Annotated in this window: 14 protein-coding genes; 6 read left to right on the top strand and 8 right to left on the bottom strand. The window is 70.9% G+C overall.

What is annotated here, in order from left to right:
* The first annotated feature begins 401 nt into the window (after window positions 1-401).
* Window positions 402-605, top strand: a complete 204-nt coding sequence (locus tag QWI33_RS08245; protein WP_205324737.1) for a cold-shock protein — start codon at window positions 402-404, stop codon at window positions 603-605.
* A 54-nt stretch (window positions 606-659) separates the two neighbouring features.
* Here QWI33_RS08245 and QWI33_RS08240 read toward each other — a convergent pair whose 3' ends face one another.
* The 5 genes from QWI33_RS08240 to QWI33_RS08220 form a co-directional block, all read right to left on the bottom strand.
* Entirely contained in the window at window positions 660-1,670 is a 1,011-nt protein-coding gene (locus tag QWI33_RS08240) for an NAD(P)-dependent alcohol dehydrogenase (protein WP_289956659.1), read from the bottom strand.
* A 105-nt stretch (window positions 1,671-1,775) separates the two neighbouring features.
* Complete coding sequence (locus QWI33_RS08235; RefSeq protein ID WP_289956657.1) at window positions 1,776-2,456, bottom strand: TetR/AcrR family transcriptional regulator C-terminal domain-containing protein; 681 nt, start codon at window positions 2,454-2,456, stop codon at window positions 1,776-1,778.
* 157 nt (window positions 2,457-2,613) lie between these two features.
* The gene (manD, locus tag QWI33_RS08230; protein WP_289956654.1) at window positions 2,614-3,852 is read right to left on the bottom strand and encodes a D-mannonate dehydratase ManD; all 1,239 of its coding nucleotides are present in this window, start codon (window positions 3,850-3,852) and stop codon (window positions 2,614-2,616) included.
* Window positions 3,853-4,022: 170 nt separating this feature from the next.
* Window positions 4,023-4,223 carry a hypothetical protein gene (locus QWI33_RS08225; RefSeq protein WP_289956652.1) on the bottom strand — a complete coding sequence of 67 codons (201 nt, stop codon included), beginning with the start codon at window positions 4,221-4,223 and terminating at the stop codon, window positions 4,023-4,025.
* 130 nt (window positions 4,224-4,353) lie between these two features.
* The gene (locus QWI33_RS08220; protein ID WP_289956650.1) at window positions 4,354-7,590 is read right to left on the bottom strand and encodes a DUF4132 domain-containing protein; all 3,237 of its coding nucleotides are present in this window, start codon (window positions 7,588-7,590) and stop codon (window positions 4,354-4,356) included.
* Between the two features lie 333 nt (window positions 7,591-7,923).
* Here QWI33_RS08220 and QWI33_RS08215 point away from each other — a divergent pair, with 333 nt between their 5' ends.
* A complete protein-coding gene (locus QWI33_RS08215) occupies window positions 7,924-8,802 on the top strand; it encodes a phosphotransferase enzyme family protein (protein ID WP_289956648.1) in 879 nt (292 codons plus the stop codon).
* Here the strand turns inward: QWI33_RS08215 and QWI33_RS08210 are convergent.
* On the bottom strand, window positions 8,791-9,129 hold the full coding sequence (locus tag QWI33_RS08210) for a hypothetical protein (protein ID WP_289956647.1): 339 nt from the start codon (window positions 9,127-9,129) through the stop codon (window positions 8,791-8,793). The two genes, QWI33_RS08215 and QWI33_RS08210, sit on opposite strands and share 12 nt — an antisense overlap.
* Window positions 9,130-9,298: 169 nt before the next feature.
* Here QWI33_RS08210 and QWI33_RS08205 point away from each other — a divergent pair, with 169 nt between their 5' ends.
* Complete coding sequence (locus tag QWI33_RS08205; protein ID WP_289956645.1) at window positions 9,299-10,138, top strand: FHA domain-containing protein; 840 nt, start codon at window positions 9,299-9,301, stop codon at window positions 10,136-10,138.
* Between the two features lie 3 nt (window positions 10,139-10,141).
* On the opposite strand, the gene QWI33_RS08200 is transcribed toward QWI33_RS08205, so the two are convergent.
* Entirely contained in the window at window positions 10,142-11,629 is a 1,488-nt protein-coding gene (locus QWI33_RS08200; RefSeq protein WP_289956643.1) for a serine/threonine protein kinase, read from the bottom strand.
* Window positions 11,630-11,937: 308 nt separating this feature from the next.
* Window positions 11,938-12,744: an HAD-IIB family hydrolase gene (locus tag QWI33_RS08195; RefSeq protein ID WP_289956641.1), complete on the bottom strand. Its 807-nt coding sequence runs from the start codon at window positions 12,742-12,744 to the stop codon at window positions 11,938-11,940.
* Window positions 12,745-12,973: 229 nt separating this feature from the next.
* Between QWI33_RS08195 and QWI33_RS08190 the strand changes: the two genes are divergently transcribed.
* From QWI33_RS08190 to QWI33_RS08180, 3 genes are all read left to right on the top strand, one after another.
* Window positions 12,974-14,173, top strand: coding sequence for a chymotrypsin family serine protease (locus QWI33_RS08190; RefSeq protein WP_289956639.1), 1,200 nt, complete (start codon window positions 12,974-12,976; stop codon window positions 14,171-14,173).
* 75 nt (window positions 14,174-14,248) lie between these two features.
* Window positions 14,249-14,677 (top strand): GNAT family N-acetyltransferase, encoded by a 429-nt coding sequence (locus tag QWI33_RS08185; RefSeq protein WP_289956637.1) that lies wholly within the window; start codon window positions 14,249-14,251, stop codon window positions 14,675-14,677.
* A 111-nt stretch (window positions 14,678-14,788) separates the two neighbouring features.
* Window positions 14,789-17,263 carry a tetratricopeptide repeat protein gene (locus tag QWI33_RS08180; protein WP_289956636.1) on the top strand — a complete coding sequence of 825 codons (2,475 nt, stop codon included), beginning with the start codon at window positions 14,789-14,791 and terminating at the stop codon, window positions 17,261-17,263.
* Window positions 17,264-17,320: the final 57 nt, after the last annotated feature.

Raw genomic sequence — 17,320 nt, 5'->3', positions numbered from 1 at the left:
CACCCCCCCCGGGGCCGCCGCCCGGCCCTGCCCCCCGCCCCCGGCGTGGGGCCCCGGCCCTTTTTCTGCAAGACCGAGGCGCCGCTCACTCATCGATTTCGCGGCCGCCGAGGTGCGAAACGACCCCCGTGACTCATGACCTTCGGCACCAATCTGCGCAAAATCACGGGACATTCAGGGGCAAACAGTCAAATGCGAGAAGAATTTCCACGCGGGCCCGGTGCAATCGGGCGGGAGTGCTGTAGGGTCCATGTGTCACGTCGGTTCAAAGCAATGCGAATCGAAGTGGTGAAGCGCCAGCAATGGCGGCAATATCAGACCGCATGGCGGTAGAGCACTCCGGGCGTCAAAACCCGCACTGCAACCGTCGGTCTGAGCATCAACACCAAGGATATTTAAGCATGGCGCAAGGCACCGTTAAGTGGTTCAACTCGGAGAAGGGCTTCGGCTTCATCGCTCCGGAGGGCGACGGCCCCGACATCTTCGTTCACTTCTCCGCGATCACCGGCAACGGCTACAAGTCGCTCGAAGAGAACCAGCGCGTCGAGTTCGACATCGAGCAGGGCAACAAGGGTCCGCAGGCCGCTAACCTGCGCGCGCTCTAGCCTCCACAGCTCTTAAACACGAAGCCGCTGCCCTTCTTTGAAGGACAGCGGCTTTCATGGTGCCTGGGGTCCTTCCGGCACGCTGATCACGATGTTGCCGCGGGCGTGGTGGCCGAGCATATGAGCCACGGCCTGCGCCGTCTCCTCCAGCGGGTACGACCGGTCGATCACCGCTCTGATCGCGCCCGAGGCCAGCAGTTCGCTTACGGCCGTGAGGTTCTCGCGGCTCGCCTCTGAGGGGGAGAAGCGCACGTCGACCCGGCCCGCCGCGCCCAGGAATCTGGCGCGGGCCATGCGCCCGAGCCCGGCGAGCAGGCCGCCGCCGTTCCCGATGCTGTTGGGGATGAGCACGCCGTCCGGGGCCAGCGCGCGGGCCGTGCGGCTCGGCGGGTGGTTCAGGACGTTGTCGAGGATGACGTCGTAGCGCTCGCTCCCCTCGGTGAAGTCGGTGCGGGTGTAGTCGATGACGTGGCGGGCGCCGAGTCCGCGCACCATGTCGAGGTTCGATGTCCCGCAGACGCCGGTGACCTCCGCGCCGAAGTGCGCGGCGAGCTGGACCGCGAAGGTCCCCACGCCGCCTGACGCACCGTTCACGAGCACCTTCATGCCTTCTCGGACGTCGACGGTGTCCCGCATGGCGCACAGCGCGGTCACGCCCGACATGACCGAGGCCGCCGCCTCCTCGAACCCCACTCCGGCCGGGATCGGCGCGAGCCGCTCCGCGGGGACGGCGGTGAACTCGGCGAACGCGCCGGCGGTCACGAACCTGCTCGTCCACAGCGATCCGAACACCCGGTCGCCGACGCCGAAGTCCACCCCAGCGCCGACCGCCTCCACGATCCCGGCGACATCGCTGCCGCGCACCACGTTCGCAGCCCGTCGCACGCGGCCCTGCAGCCGCAGCGCGTAGGGGACGCCGGTGACCGCGATCCAGTCCGGGGTGTTGACGCTGCTGGCCCGCACGCGGACGAGCACCTCGCCCGGGCCGGGAGCCGGCCGTTCGATCTCCTTGAGCTCGAGCACTTCCCCGGGCGGCCCGTAGCGGTCCTGGACGATGGCCCTCATGGCGACTCCTTCGCAGTCTTACGTTGTAAGTCACCTTAGGCTTACGTTGTAAGTCTGTCAAGGGCGGTGCGGTGCCCACCGTGCGAACAGGGACAACGTCGGTCTCTAGGCCTCCGAACGCAACCGCTCCAGGCCGTCCAGAATCAGATCCAGACCGAATTCGAACTCGGCCTGGTAGTCGCACCAGCCCAGCAGCGCGCCGCCGTGCGACGCGTCCGCGATCATCGCCACCAGGTGCGGGACCTGCTCGGCCATCGCCGCCACCGCCTCCTCGGGGGCCTCCACCCCGTCAGGCTCGAACAACTCCTGCGAGAACCCCAGCGCCCGACTCCCCAAGGCGTGCAAGGCGCGGTGGCCCAGCTCGTAGCTGAACCCGCCGCGCCGCATCAGACCGAGCACCCCGTCGAAGTACCGCGCCACCGGCAGGCTCGTGCCGGTCCGCGTCTCGAACACCCGCGGCGCCCACGGATGGCCGACCAGCACCTCGCGGGCCGCGAGCACCCGCATCCGCATCGCCGTCTTCCAGTCGTCCTCGGGCTCCGGCGCAACGAGGCCGCCCACGGCCGCCTCGATCTCGGCCATGACGACCTCGACCAGCCCGTCGAGCACCGCCTCCTTGTTGGCCACATGGTGGTACAGCGACATCGCCTCGACCCCGAGCGTCTCGGCCAGGCTGCGCATCGTCAGCGCCGCCAGGCCGCGCTCGTCGGCGATCGCCACCGCACTCCGCAGCACCCGCTCCCGGCTCAACCCGCCCTGCGGTCCAGGCGCACGCTTGCCAGCCATAGTCCACCCCTTCCCGGCGAACGTACCGTACAACGTAAGTCCCGGGAGCGTCCGGCGCCCGCGGCCGCGGAACGCGGGCATCGCGCGGCGGCGGCCCCGCACCGCCATCGGAAGCGCCGCTTCCGAGAGCGAACGGTCCGAGCGCTGCGCGCGGTCCTCACCAGTCGTGGACCGTGCCGTCCGCGAGGCGGTTGTACGGCAGGTACGCCTGCACGTACGGGTACTTGCCCGCCTCGTCGGCGTCGAGCCCGACGCCGAGACCCGGCTGGTCGCCGGGGTGGAGGTACCCGTCGGACCAGGTGAAGGACTGCTGGAAGACCTCGTCGGTCTTGGCGCCGTGCCGCATGTACTCCTGGATGCCGAAGTTGTGGATGCTCAGGCCCAGGTGCATCGCGGCGGCCATGCCGACCGGCGAGATGTCCGTGGGACCGTGCATGCCCGACTTGACCTGGTACTGCGCGGCGTAGTCGAGGACCTTCCGGAGGTGGCTGATGCCGCCGGTGTGGGTCACGGCCGAGCGCACGTAGTCGATCAGCTGCTCGCGGATGATCTGCTGGTAGTCCCACACGCTGTTGAAGATCTCGCCGATCGCCAGCGGCGTGGTGGTGTGCTGCCGGACCAGGCGCAGGGCCTCCTGGTTCTCGGCCGGCGTGACGTCCTCGAGCCAGAACAGGTCGTACGGCTCGAGGGACTTCCCCAGCTGCGCGGCCTGGATCGGCGTGAGCCGGTGGTGCGCGTCGTGCAGCAGCGGCAGCTCCGGACCGAACTCGTTCCGGACCGCCTCGAAGACGGTGGGGACGTGCCGCAGGTACGAGCGGGTGTCCCAGTCCTCCTCATTGGGCAGTGCGCCGCGCTGAGCGGGCTCGTGGTCGTAGCGGACGCCCTGCATCGCTTCATAGGTGGCGTTCGACGCGATCCCGTAGATGGACTTCAGGCCGGGGACGCCGGTCTGCACGCGGATCGCCCGGTAGCCCTGCTCCTGATGGGAGCGGATGGAGTCGAAGAGCTCCTCGGTGGTCTTGCCGGAGGCGTGGCCGTAGGCGAGGAGGCCCGTGCGCGAGGCGCCGCCGAGGAGCTGGTAGACGGGGAGCCCTGCGGCCTTGCCCTTGATGTCCCACAGCGCCATGTCGACCGCGGCGATCGCGGCCATCGTGACCGGGCCCCGCCGCCAGTACGCGGACCGGTAGAGGAACTGCCAGGTGTCCTCGATGCGGTGGGCGTCGCGGCCCAGCAGGAGCGGGACGACGTGGTCCTTGAGGTAGGCGACGACGGCGAGTTCGCGGCCGTTCAAGGTCGCGTCGCCGAGGCCCGTGAGGCCGTCGTCGGTGGTGAGCTTGAGAGTGACAAAGTTCCGATCGGGGCTGGTGACGACGACTTCGGCTCTGTCGATGATCATCAGATCGTTCCTTCCCATGCGACGACGCCGTGGCGCGGAGCCCGCAGCGGCGCGGCGTGTTCAGGCCCTGCGCGGAGACGTCGTCCAGAGGGGAGCGGCAGCGTGAAAACGCTCGCCGTGCGGCTTCGACGAACTGTAGCCGGGCCGCATGCCGGGACCGGACGTGAGGGTCAGCCGCCGGCGGAGAACCGCAGGACGGGTGCGGCGCTGCGGTTGTCGTTGGCGGCCTCACGGGCCTCGGCGAGGAGCGCGGCGCGGGCGCTGGCCTTCTCGGAAGGGGGCGGGGCGAGGAACAGCGGGGCTTCGACGGCGGTCGTTTCGGCGTCGCTTTCGCTGACGGCCGAGGTCTCGGTGGTGTGCGCTGCGGTCATCGGTGCTCTTTTCGATCGGGGACGAAGTTCGTGATGCCGCGTTCAGTATTCCCTGCGGGTCCGACGCTCGAGGCCGCGTCCCGCCGTGTCACCTGAACGGGCGGGGAGTTAGGGGCGGGCAGCGCTGCCGCTAGTCGCTCGGATGGGCGCCGGTGAGCCGGGCGAGGAGCTCGGAGGCGGCCACGGGGTCGACCTCGCGGCCGGGAAGCGGGCGGGCGTGCTCGGGTCTGCGGTTGCGGTTGGTTTGGAGCCGTACGCGGGTCACGGTGTGGACGAGGTCGGGTTCGGGGCGGTGCTTGTCGGGTTCGGGGGAGGCCTCGGCGAGCAGCCATCCGCCGGGGAGCGGCTGCTGTAGCCGCCAGCCCCAGGCGAGGTCGGGTCCCGGAGTGAGCAGCGTGTGGGTCCAGCCGATGCGTTCGCCGAGGTCGGCGTAGCCGCACTGGAGGCCGTCGAAGCGGCGGAGGCGGCCGGTTTCGAGTTCCTCCTCGGTGAAGTGGAGCCGGGGGCGCGCGAGCTGGTCGAAAGGCTGGAGGAGCTCGTAGTCGGCGAACAGGGCGATCCAGGCGGGGGTCTCGTCGCGCAGGAGGGCGGGGTGGGCGAGGCGGATCGCGTCCGGGTCGGGCTGGAACTCGCGGTCCTCGACGTCGGCGAAGCCGCCGTCCTCGGCGATGCGGAATCCGGCGCCGCGGCTGAACCAGGCGAGGCGGCGGGTGAAGACCCCGCCGATGGGGTGGGCGTCGAGGACGCGGAGGTCGCCGAGGGTGAAGACGCGGCCGTTCAGCATTGCGGCGCAGAGGAGTTCAACCTGGGTGTGAGCGGTGTCCTCAACTGCCTTGACGAGCGCCTTGCAGCGGGCGATGGACGCTTTGGCGGCGTCCGCGTCGTCCCGGACGCCGGGTTTGGGGAGGGCCTTGCGGGGCTTGCCGGCGTCGTCGGTGAGGTGCGGGGTGAGGAGCCGGTCGAAGGCGAGATGGAAGCGCCTGGGGCCGTAGTCGAACGAGACGACCTCGCCCGCACCGTGGTCGGGCGTGAGGCGGTCGGCGAGCGCCTCGAAGGTGAGGCCGCGGGCGGTGGCGATCCGTTCGGCGAGTTCGCGGGCGCGTTCGGTGACGGTGTTGCCGAACTTGAAGGCCCGCGAGATGTCGCGCAGGGCCGTGAACGCGGCGTCGGTGCCGATGTGGGCGAGGACTTCGAGGCCGGTGTGCGCGCGGTCGTTCTGGCTGCGGCCGGGCCATTGGGCCACGAGGGGGCCGAGGACGGCGACGGTGTCGTCGTTCCCGAAGGCGCCGAGTTGGTCGACGGCCCAGGAGTCCTTGCTGGGGGCGTCGGAGCGCAGCCACAGGTCGAACAGGGCGAGCGAGAACCGCTGGAGCGGGCCGGGGTCGCAGTGGGCGGCGAAGTCGTCGACGCCGGGGAACGGCAGGCGCGGGGACCACAGGGCGAGCGCGCTGATGAGGTGCCGCACCGCGACGACGGGGAGCGCGGTCTCGCTGCCGCGCAGCATGACCGGCGGCAGCATGCCGGGATCGGCCCAGTCGCCCGGCTTCACGGACCCGGAGAGGGGGACGCGCGCGTCGGTGGCGAGCAGCGACATGACGCGGGCGAGGGCGTCGGGTCCGAAGGCAGCGGCCGCGTCGAGCACGGCCTGGTCGCCGAGACGACGGGCCAGGTACCGCAGGGCGGCTTCGCCGCCGTCGCGCAGGCGCTTGTCGTCGCCGAGCGCGCAGGGGACGAGGTAGCGCACGGCGTGCTCGCCGTGGCGGTCGAGCCAGTCGGCCGCGTGGACGCGCCCGGACTTGAGGCGGGCGAACCAGTCCGCGGCGAGGGCGGCGGCTTCGGCGCTGCGAATGGGGACGAGGGCGCTCGCGTGCTTCGGGCTCTCACGCAGTTTCCCGAGCACCGCTTCGGGATCGCCGCCGCGGGCGAGGCGGCCGCGGAGCCGGTCGGCGAAGCCCAGGCCGGTCTCGCTGTCCGAGGTCCAGAACTCGGTCTCGTCCCACTCGGCGAAGCCGGGCTCCAGGGCCAGGGCGGCCTCGCGTTCACCTGGGCCCCAGTGAAGCTCGAAACCGGCAGGGGCGGTGAGGCCGGGGACCGGCTCGGCGGCCCGGCGCCGCCGGTGCCCGGCCCACGGCGGCGTGCGAAAGACCTCGGGGAGCTGGTCGGGCGCGGCGATCTCCGGCGAGGCCTCGGCGAGCAGCGTTTCGATCGCGGCCCTGTCGGTCTCATTCAGTCCCTTCAGGACGGTCTCGAGCGGGACCGCCTCCTGACGGAGGGCTCCGGCGAGGCGGACCCGTTCGGCGGGAGCGATGACGGCGGCGCCGGCGGCGACCGCGCGCGCGAAGCGGTGGGGGAAGCGGGCGGCGGCGGGTTTGACGGCGGCGAGCGCGCCCGGTTCGGCGGCGCGTCCCACGAGGAGGTTCGCGGCGTCGTCGCTGGGCAAGAGCGCGATCGCCTGGAACAGCAAGGTGCGCTGGGCGTTGTCGAGGCTCTTGTGGTCGAGGGACTTGGCGAGGACCGGGAGGGCGTCGACGCCGAGGTTGCGCACGAGCTCGGCCACGAGGCGGTGCCGGACCAGGCTGGGAGCGAGCCGGGGGAGCCCCAATCGCTTCAGCTGGTCCGCATCGGCCACGATCGACCAGACGAGCTCCTCGATGTAGGGGTCGCCGCGGTAGGCGTCGCGTGCGTCGCACGCGTCCGCCACCCAGTCGCGCTCCCCGGGGAGCAGGATCGCCGCGGCGACGCGCCTGAGCGCAGTGGCGCGGTGGCCGGCGGCGGACTCCACGACGCGCCGGTACTCGTCGTCGCCCGCGGCGGCGATCAGCCCGCGGGCGAACGGAAGGACGCCTTCCCGGTCCGACCAGACCATCCACTTCATATTCGACGCGTCGCCGACCACCAAGGCGGGCATGTCCGCCGGGCCCCCGCTCGTCGGGACGCCCCACCGGAACGCGATGGAGAGGTCCTCGATGCCGGTGCTCACGGCGAACGGCAGGCCGAAGTCGGCGGCCACCGCGGCGAACAGCTCGCGGTTGGCCACGGCGCGTTCGCCGCCCGTCTGGAACATCGAGCCCCGGAAGGGCTCGACGAACCGGAGCAGAGTGAGCACCGCGGCGGCGCCGGTCGGGTTCGGCTCGCCGCCGAGGTGGGCCAGGCCGGCCCGCGACAGCTCCGGATCACACTCGGCGCTTGCAAGCGCGGCGATGACGTCCTCGCGCCTCGCCTCGACCGCGGCGGCGGCCTTCTCGGACGCCGCGGTGTCCGGCTCGACCGGAATGACCGTTCCATGCCCGCGCCGCGGCAGGACCCACTCCGTCCATTCGGCCGGAAGTTCCAGTCGATCTTCCTGCACTGCAACGTATTCGGTCATCTCGGTCCTTCGCGCGGCGGCAGGTTCCCCAAGATCATAGAGTCAGGGAGCGACACCCCGCCGGACTCATCGGACCCGCAGCGAGCGCCTGCACGGTCGGCAGGCCGCACCGGATGGCGATGCTCTGGTCGATCCCGGCGGTGCGCCCCAGGTATTCGACGCCGCGGATGAGCGCGCTGCGGTTGAATCAGGCGCACTCGCGCGCCTGCGGCAGGTGGTGCGCGAACACGTCGGCGGCCTCCCGGTCGACGGCGCGTGAGGCCCATGAGTCCTTCCGCCAGCGGGCTCGATAAGCCGTTGCCCGCTCACTGAGCCGGTGGTTGACTGTGGCGCATGATCAGCGACGATCTCCTGCGCACCTGCCTCGCCGAACACTGGCGACTCCACAATGCTCAGATTGTGCCGCATCACGGGGGCATGAACTCCGGTACTTGGTTCGTCACCGCGGGCCCGCGTCGCTGGGTCGCCAAAGCCGTCGCTCCGGACACGGTCTTCGACTACACCAGCGGCCTCGCCGCAGCGGCCGTGCTCGACCGGCCCGACCTTCCGACCGGAGCACCTGAGCGCAGCCGCGACGGTCGCCTCGCCGTGACCGTCGAGGGCATGATGCTCGCGCTGCTGGCCTGGGTTCCCGGCGAACCCGTCACCGGTGACGGTCCGGCGCAGCAGCGCATCATCGGCACCACCCTCGCCCGCGCCCATGCGGCGCTTCGCGGCGCCGGCATCCCTTCCGCCGACTCCTTCCACTGGGTCGATCCGGAGGCCGAGCACCTGGACGTCCGCGACTGGGTCCGCCCCGCCGTCACTGCCGCCCTCACCGCCCTCGACGACCTCGACCCCGCGACCTTGACCTGGGGACCCCTCCACACCGACCCTGCGCCTGAAGCATTACGCCTCGACCAGGGCACCGGCACTTGCGGACTCATCGACTGGTCCACCGCCATGCCCGGCCCCTACCTGTACGACCTCGCCTCCGCCGTGATGTACGTCGGAGGCCCCGACGACGCCGACCCCCTGATCGAGGCCTACCTCGCCCAAGGCGTTCTCGCGCGCGCCGAAGTCGAACGCGGCCTGACCACCCTCCTGCGCTTCCGATGGGCCGTCCAAGCCGACTACTTCGCCCGCCGCATCGCCGCCCGCGACCTCACCGGCATCGCCGACCACGCGGAGAACGAGAAAGGCCTCGAAGACGCGCGCCGGTCAGTCGGGTGACCGGTATCGGCTCCACTCCTCATCGGTGCGTCGATACCGCCGGGCGAGTGCCCGATTGCGCTCGAGTTCCCTCGCCTCTTTGCGGAGTGCTGCCGCGCGGAGCCGCCGCTGGGTGCCCCAGGCGACGACCTGCAACCCGATCAAGGCCGCCAGCGCGCCCCGTGCCAGTGCGCTGCCGTTCTCGGCGTCGGCGGCGAGGGCGATCCACGCCGTGACCCCTCCCGTCAGCGCACCGGCGAGGAGGCCGGCCAGGTGCGCCCGGAAGCCGGTGTAGAGCAGCCCGATCACCGCCGAGCAGCCGAACACGAGGATCGAGAACTCGAACATCGGAACCAGCCCCTCTCTGCGTGTCCCTTGCGGGCCTTCAGGGTAGGAGCGCCGAGACGAGACCGGTCCCGGATGGACTCCCGCGCCGGTCCGTGCGGCGAGAGGGGTCCCGGGCGGGGGCGCACATAATCGGGTTCTGGAGCATCGTCGCCAGAGAGGACCATTCGAGATGAGCACGACCGCCTTTCCTCCGCAGATCCTGCCGCGGTGGGTGCGCAGCCTCGCCGCAGGCGTCCCGGAGGCGCCCGAGGGCGCGGACCCGCTGCCGCCCGCGCCGCCGGGCACCGTGTTCGCGCTCAGCGCGGAGGTCGGGTGGGCGGTGCCGCCGCGCCCGTTCGAGATCCTCTTCGGACGCGACGAGGCGAACGTCAACATTCCACTCGGCGTCAAGGACAAGCACATCAGCCGGATCCACGGGCGGCTCGTCTGCCATGGCAGGGAGTGGACGATGCGCAACGAGGGCAGGCTGCCGATGCTCTTCCCCGGCGACGCGATGCTGCTCTCGGGCCAGGAGCGGCCGATCCAGGACGCCTACACGCCCGTGTACATCGGCGACCTCTCGGAAGCGGTGCACTGCTTGGAGATCCGGCTCATCGGCGGCAGACGGGCGCCCGGCGACGTGCGCACCGACGACGAGACCGTGCCGCCGCTGGAGCACCCGCTGGGCAGGGTCGAGCGGCTGGTGCTCGCCTCACTGGCCCAGCGGTACCTCCAGGGGCTGCCGCGCCCGCAGCCGGTGGCCTGGCGCCAGGTCGCCGACGACATGCGGCGCTCCCCGCTCGCGAGCGAGCGGAACTGGAACGAGGGCACCGCCGCGCGCATCGTCGCCGGGGTGCGCGAGCGCCTGTCCCACCCGGACTACCGTCCCCGCGTGGAAGGGCTGCTGCGCGACGAGGCGCTCGGCGAACCGCTCGGGAACGCCTTGAACGACAACCTGATCAGGGCGCTGCTCCAGAGCACCACGCTGGTGCCGGAGGACCTGGAGCGGCTCGGCCTCGGGGAGGAGTGACCCTCACACGTCGCTGGTGCAGATGATGAAGTAGAGCAGTCCGGTCTCGGGGTCCCAGGGCTCACCGGTCTCGTAGGCCGAATCGCTCCAGCGGTAGTCGAAGTCGGTCACGCCGTCGCTCCCGCAGACGATCCAGGAGGCGTCGTTGTGGGCCGGCTGCGAAGGGTTCGGGTCCTCCGGAAAGACCGCGACCTCGTACACGTACTCGGTGGCCTGCTCGGAGTCGCAGGAGACGACGACGTACTCGTCTTCGAGGGCGCCGTCCAGGCACTCGCCCTCCACCGGGAGCCGCTCCACCCGGTCCTCGCCGGTCACGGGCACCACGGTCGGGTCGGGAGAGGGCGACCCGCTCTCGGTGGGCTCTCCGCCCGTGCCGTGGGCGTCGTCGGCGCCGGGCCCGAACGCCGTGTACAGCAGCACCCCCGCCACCAGGAGCAGCGAGACCACCGGGACGAGCGCGCCCGTCCAGCGCGACCGCGGCGACGGGGCGGCCGCGGGAACCGGGCTCGGTTCCGCTGCGACCGAGCCGATCCGCTGCTGGAGGTCCTTCAGGATCGGCAGCGCCGATCCGGCCTCGGTGAGGCCGACGGCCAGTGACAGCGCGGCCGCAAGCTCCCCGCACGTGCGGTAGCGCCGGTCCGGATCGAGGTGCATCGCCTTCGCCACCACCGCATCGAGCGTCGCGGGCAGCTGGGGTCGCAGCTCGCTCACCGGGGTGAGTTCGCCGCGGCGCTGCGCGCTTTCGGCGGCGCTGTCGTCGAGGTGGTCGAAGGGCCTGCGGCCGGTCACGCAGTGGTGGAGCAGTGCACCGAGCGAGTAGACGTCGCCCGCGCGTTCCTGCGGGGTGGCCGGCAGCATCCTGGCGGTCGCATCGGGTTCGGGACCGGTCCGGTCCGCTGCGGCGCTGCTGAAGACCTCGGGGGCCGTGTAGCGGCGCGTGCCGATCGTCTCGCCGAACGCGGTGAGGTCCTCGCCGAACTGATCCTTCGCGACCCCGAAATCGCTCAGGTAGACGTGCCCTTCGTGTCCGAAGAGGATGTTCCCGGGCTTCACGTCGCGGTGGACCACGCCGTGGTCGTGGGCGAAGTCGAGCGCCTTCGCGACCTGGACGACGGTGTCGACCGTCCCGGCCAGGTCGAGCGGGCCGCGGGTGAGCAGGTCCCGCAGGTCGCCTTCGGCGCGGGGCATGACCAGGTAGAGCATGCGGTCCTGGGCCGTGGCCGCGGTGATCACGTACATGATGTTCGGATGCTCCAGGCTCGCCATGAGCTGGATCTCGCGGAGGAACCGCTTGCGGTACCCCGGGTGCGCCGAAAGGTAGCCCGCCATGACCTTGACTGCGACCTTGCGGTGGTGCAGCTTCATGTCGGTGGCGAGGAAGACCTGGCTCATGCCGGTCGAGCTGACCGGTTCGGGGTCGAGCCGGAAGCCCGGAAGCAGCCGTGCCAACTCGTCGCCGTGCAGGTGGTTCGGGTCGGTCGTGTCATCCATCGAGGAACCCTTGGTAGCCGAGGAACGCGGGGCAGCGCCGAAGGCGGGCGCGGCCGCTTCCCCCCGAAGCAAGGTCAAATGTAATCAAACGACCGAGGAGGAGGCAAGCGCGCCCGCGGCCCGGTCGACGGCCTCAGGGCAGCCGCGCGTCGACCATGCCGATCTCCTGGAGGGCCTCGTACCACGGCGGCTTTCCCACCACGGCGATCTCCGCAGCTGGTAGCGGGGCTCCGAACCTCTCGATGCACCGCGGGCCCGTCGCCACGGTGTTCACGAACGCCGCCAAGGACTCGCTTTCGAGGACGACGTCACCCGGCGGTGAGGAACGCTTCGATCACGCGGGCGACGCCGTCCTCGACATTCGACCCGCACCGGTCCGAGGCGGCGGCGGCCGCCTCCGGATGTGCGCCGGCGACGGCGAAGGAACGGCCCGCCCAGCGGAGCATCGGGACGTCGTTGGGCATGTCGCCGAAGGCGGCCACGTCGGCCGGACCGATGCCGCGTGCGGCGCACCAGGCGGCGAGCGCGGTGGCTTTCGAGACGTCGGCGGCGGTGATCTCCAGCAGCCCTGCGCCTCCCGAGTGGGAGAGGTGGACGCCAAGGAGGGCGACGGCGCGGGCGGCGGCGAGCATCGCGTCGGCACGGCGGTCCGCGTCATGGACCAGGAGTTTCACGATGCCGCGGGCGGTGGTGAAGACGTCGTCGAAGGTGTCGGCGAAGACGCGCTTGTCACCGACGGTGTCCACTTTGCGGTACCCGGGCTCGGCGACGACCTCGAAGCCGGTCTCGACCGCGACCCGGCTGCCCGGCAGGGCGGCGCGGAGCGTCTTCGCCACGGCCGCAGCGGTTTCGGGTTCGATGGTGCGGGCGGTTTCGATCTCGAGGCGGACGGGGTCGTAGACCACCGCCCCGTTCGCGCAGATCGCGGCGTCGAGGCAGGCGGCGAGTTCGGGCCACTCGTCGAAGACGCGGGGCGGGCGGGCCGTCACCGCGACCACGGCGATCGCCTGGGCCCGTGCGGCTCGCAGCGCGAGGCGGGATCGTTCGGTGAGGACACGCCCGGGAGCGAGGAGGGTGCCGTCCAGATCCGTGGCGATGACGCGGGGCGGGTTCACCGAGCCAGTCTCGCAGGGCGCGAAGCGGGTGCGGGTCCGATCAACGTCAGTGGTGATCGGGGACGCCGGATCCCGTGACGCCGACCCGCGCTCCGTCGCCCGAACCGGCATGGACCCTGCGTCGCACGCAATGTTGGTAGCGTCATTCCATACAGGTCAGCGTGCCTGGCGTCAGCCCGACCCTCGTCAATCCGCCTCTTCTCGATGAAGAGCAGATCGGATGCACCCCATGCAGTTCACACTCTCTCGGCGCATCCTCGCCGCGCTCGCCGCGCCACTCCTCCTGCTGGCATCGCCGGCGGTCGGCACCGCCCGAGCGGACGACCCCGAAGACGGCTACCAGACCCCCGAAGAAGGACTCCGGGACGACCTCGCCCGCACCGCAGCGGCCCACGGATGGACCCTGGCGCAGGCCGAGGCGCAGTACCGGGTCACCGAAGTCATAGACGACATCGCGTCCCAGATCGCACCCGAGCGCTTGGACGTGTTCGTCGGCACCGCCCTGTCGGAGCGGCCCGGCGGCACGCCGACGCTCTACATCAAAGGCGAAGCCGACGAGTTCGTCCGAAGCGTGGTCGAGGCGAGCGGCCTGGACGTGACCATCGCCGACCGCCAGCCGTTCTCGTACCTCGAACTCCAAGACCGCAACGACCGGCTCAACCGCGAGCTGATCGGGCTCGGCTACGCGGACCTCTCCAGCGGGGCCGACATCACGAACGGCACGATCACCGTCGACCTCGCCGCCCAGCCCGGCCTGCCCTCCGACCCCGAGGCCATCCGCGAACGCCTCTCCGAGGAGTTCCGGCGAGGCGTCGCGCTGACCGTCGTCGACTCGCTCGGCAACACCGCCCAGTACGCCTACGGCGGCATGGCGGCCTATAAGGACGGAGCACTGTGGTGCACGATCGGATGGACCGTCGTCGACCCCCAGGGGACTACCGGCGTCAGCTCGGCCGGCCATTGCACCGGCCTCGACCAGGCGGGGAAACCGGGCTACGGCTTCGCGAAACTGGAACTGGAGGCCGAGCACCGGGGGTTCTACGGCGACGTCGAATGGCACACCACCTCGACCATTGACGTGGCGCGCTTCTACGCCGCGCCGTACGTCAAGCGCGACACCCTGTCAGTGGAGCCGTGGTGGGAGTTCACCGTGGGCGAGACCATCTGCGTCTTCGGCCGGGCCACGAACGAACGCGACTGCAGCCTCGACGTGGAGGACGTCTTGTGGTCCTGCACGCTCCAGGGGTACCTCACCGAAGGCCTGGTCCGCATGGACGGTGTCAACACCGATTCCGGCGATTCCGGCGCCGGCTGGTCGTGGAACAACCAGGCCTACGGCTCACATGTCGGGCTCTGCTACGGCAAGAGCGTCTTCACGAGAGCCGACCTCCTCCCGCAGGCGCTCGACGTGAGCGTCATGCTCAAGTAGGCCCGGGAGCGTACCGACACCGCGCAGTGCGCGTGGGCCGCTCCTTCGCAAGGCGGGCCTTCGTACAATGCCGCAATGGAGATCGTCGACATCGAGCCTGGGGACGCCCGGCTCACCGCTGAGCTGCTGCCCGTCCTCCGGGAACTGCGCCCGGATCTGGGTGCCGACGACTTCCTGGCCGTGTACGACGAGGGGCACGCGCAGGGACTCCGATTCACTGCGGCGTATACGGAGGGCCGCTGTGTGGGGGTGGCGGGCTGGCGCACAGTGGCGAACACCAATCGGCGTCGGATGCTGTACGTAGACGACCTGGTCACGGCTTCCGAGGCGCGTTCGACCGGGGTCGGCCGCGCTCTGCTGGAGTACCTGGAGGAGCGAGCGCGTGAACTCGGCTGCACTGCGATGCATCTGGATTCCGGCACCCACCGGCGCGACGCGCACCGCTTCTACATGCGGGAGCGGTTGACCATCATGGCTTTCCACTTCGCGCGGGAACTCGACTAGCCTCCCGTCACAGGTCGCGGCTCGGAGCTGCCTGCAGAGGCCGGTGCCGCAGACGATGACCTGCCGTCCACGGTCAACCGATCGCCGACCGCGTCGACCTATCATTGCGGGATGCCGGATCGCACGCTCGATGACAGCACAGGCCTCCGGGCACTCCGGCTGCGCGCGATGATGACGCAGGAGGAACTGGCTTCCAAAGCGGCCGTGGGGGTCCGCACGATCCGCGACATCGAGTCCGGGAGAGTGCGGCCGCAACCGCGGACGCTGCGCCTGCTCATCGAGGCCCTGACCCCGGATGAGCGCGGCGGGACAGCGCTCGCCGGGATCTCGAGTTCCATTGCGGCGGCGCCTCGCGAGCTGCCCAGGCTGCCGGCCGGGCTCCCCGGTCGGGAAGCGCAGCTGGACGCGATCATCGATGCGGTCGGCGACGGCGCCGCGATCGTCGCCGTGCACGGCATGGCCGGAGTCGGGAAGACGTCGTTGGCGGTGGGAGCAGCGCACGCGCTCGCCTCCAAGTACCCCGACGGCCAGGTGTTCGTGGACCTCCACGGATTCGCTGACTCAGCCGGGCCGCGCCCGGACCCGGCGTCGGTGCTGACACGGGTGCTGGGCCGCCTCGGCGTCGACGAGCGCCACCTCCCCACCGATCTCGGCGAACTCGCCGCCTGCTACCGCAGCGCCATCGCCGACCGCCGCGTGCTGCTGGTGTTCGACAACGCCACCGGCGCCGAGCAACTCGAATCGCTCATGCCGGGCACCTCGGCCAGCCTCGTCCTGACGACGAGCCGACGCGACCTGTCGCGACTGGCCAGCGCCCACGTCGTACTCCTCGAGCCCCCGTCGATCCGCGAGGCCGTGGCGATGCTCGGCACCGGCGCCGGCCGCATCACCGATGACGAGGCGGTCGCGATCGCCGAACGCTGCGGTCGGCTTCCCTTGGCCCTGGGCCTGGCGGCGGCCCGGCTGCGCAGCCGTCCCCATTGGCGGGCCGAGGACCTGCTGGCCCGGCTCGACCCCGAGAACCGGCTGCTCGACGAACTCGACATGGGGCACGGAGGAGTGACCGCGGCACTCCGCGCCTCCTATCTCGAGCTCGACCCGGCCCACCAGCGCCTGCTCCGGCGGCTCAGCCTGGTCCCCGGAGACGACGTGGACGCCTACGCCGCGGCCGCGCTCTGCGAACATGACGACGCGGCTGCGATGCTGGAATCGCTGGTCGACGTCCACCTGGCCGAATCCCGCTCCCCGGGGCGGTACCGCCTGCACGACCTGGTGCGTCTCTTCGCGACCAAGCTCGCGGAACTGGAGGAGACCCGAGAGGACCTGGACGGGGCGTTCACCCGTCTGCTCGCGGTCTACCTGCACTGCTCCTATCAAGCCGCGATCCAGGTGCCTTCGCAGCACCAGCGGATGCTGACGATCGAGGCGACGAAGCACGACATCGGACTGCGGACCTTCACCGGGCAGGAGGACGCCGTCGCATGGTTCCAGTCCGAACGCGGCAATCTGGCAGCCGCCGTTTTCGAAGCGGAGCGCACCGGGCATCTCGAATCGGCCTGGCACCTCGCCAACGCGTTCAGCGCGTTCAGGATGTACGAGCGCGGCATCGACCAGCATCTGACAGTCAACCGCGTCGCCCTGGACATCGCCCGGAGGCTCGAAGACGAGCAGAAGGAAGCGCACAGCCTGGCCGACCGAGGACGGCACCTGATGTACGCGAGCCGCCATCGCGAGGCGATCAGCTGCCTCGAGAACGTCGCAGCGCTCAACCGAAAACTCGGTGACAACGGCGGGGCGGCACTGGCGCTCAGGAGCATAGGCGTCCAGCATGAGCAGTCCGGAAGGTTCACGGAAGCCCTCGACGTGTACCGGTCCGCGCTCGCGCTGGCCGAAGCCGACGCCGACGACGGCACCAGGGCGATCGTCCACATCAACGTGAACACGGTCTTCCCGCTGCTGCGGCTCGGGCGGCTGGCCGACGCCGAACGCCACCTCGATGCGGCGGAGCGGCGCCTGGAGCCCGCGGACGGCTACAACCGCATCCGGGTCGAGTTCTACCGCGGGAACTTCGTCCGCGAGCACGGCGATCCCGCCGAGGCACTGCAGATGCACACCGCCTGCCTCGAGCGCTGCCGCGAGGCCGGCCTTCTGGGCGGGTTCACCGGGACGCTCATTGAAGTCGGCGAGGACCTGCTGCGCCTGGACCGGGCCGCTGAGGCCGTGACCTACTTCAGCCGGGCCGTCGAGCAGGCGGAGGAGATGGCGTATCTGGCGTTCGAGCGCATGGCCAGGAACGGTCTCGGTCGAGCGCTCACCGCATCGGGCGGCGCTGACGAAGCGATCCGCCAGCATACGCTGGCGGCGGCACTCGCCGAGTCCCATGAGGACGTCTACGAGCTCGCGCGAGCCCACCACGGTCTCGCCGACGCCCACCGCCGCCGAGGCGAGATGCCGGTCGCAGCAGGACATCTGCGGCGCGCGGTCAAGGGCTTCGAGGACTGCGATGTGCCGGAGGCGGCGGCAGCCGCTGCGGAGCTGGAGGACATCGAGCAACGCCGCAGCAGTCCGAGCAGTGCCGAGGGCTGACCAAGCCGGCCTCGACCGCGAGCCCGAGTTCACGTGGCGGACCATCGACCGAAGCGA

The organism is Glycomyces tritici (assembly GCF_030403505.1).
The sequence above is the reverse complement of the archived record's forward strand: the minus strand, read 5'-3'. Positions and strand labels throughout refer to the sequence as shown.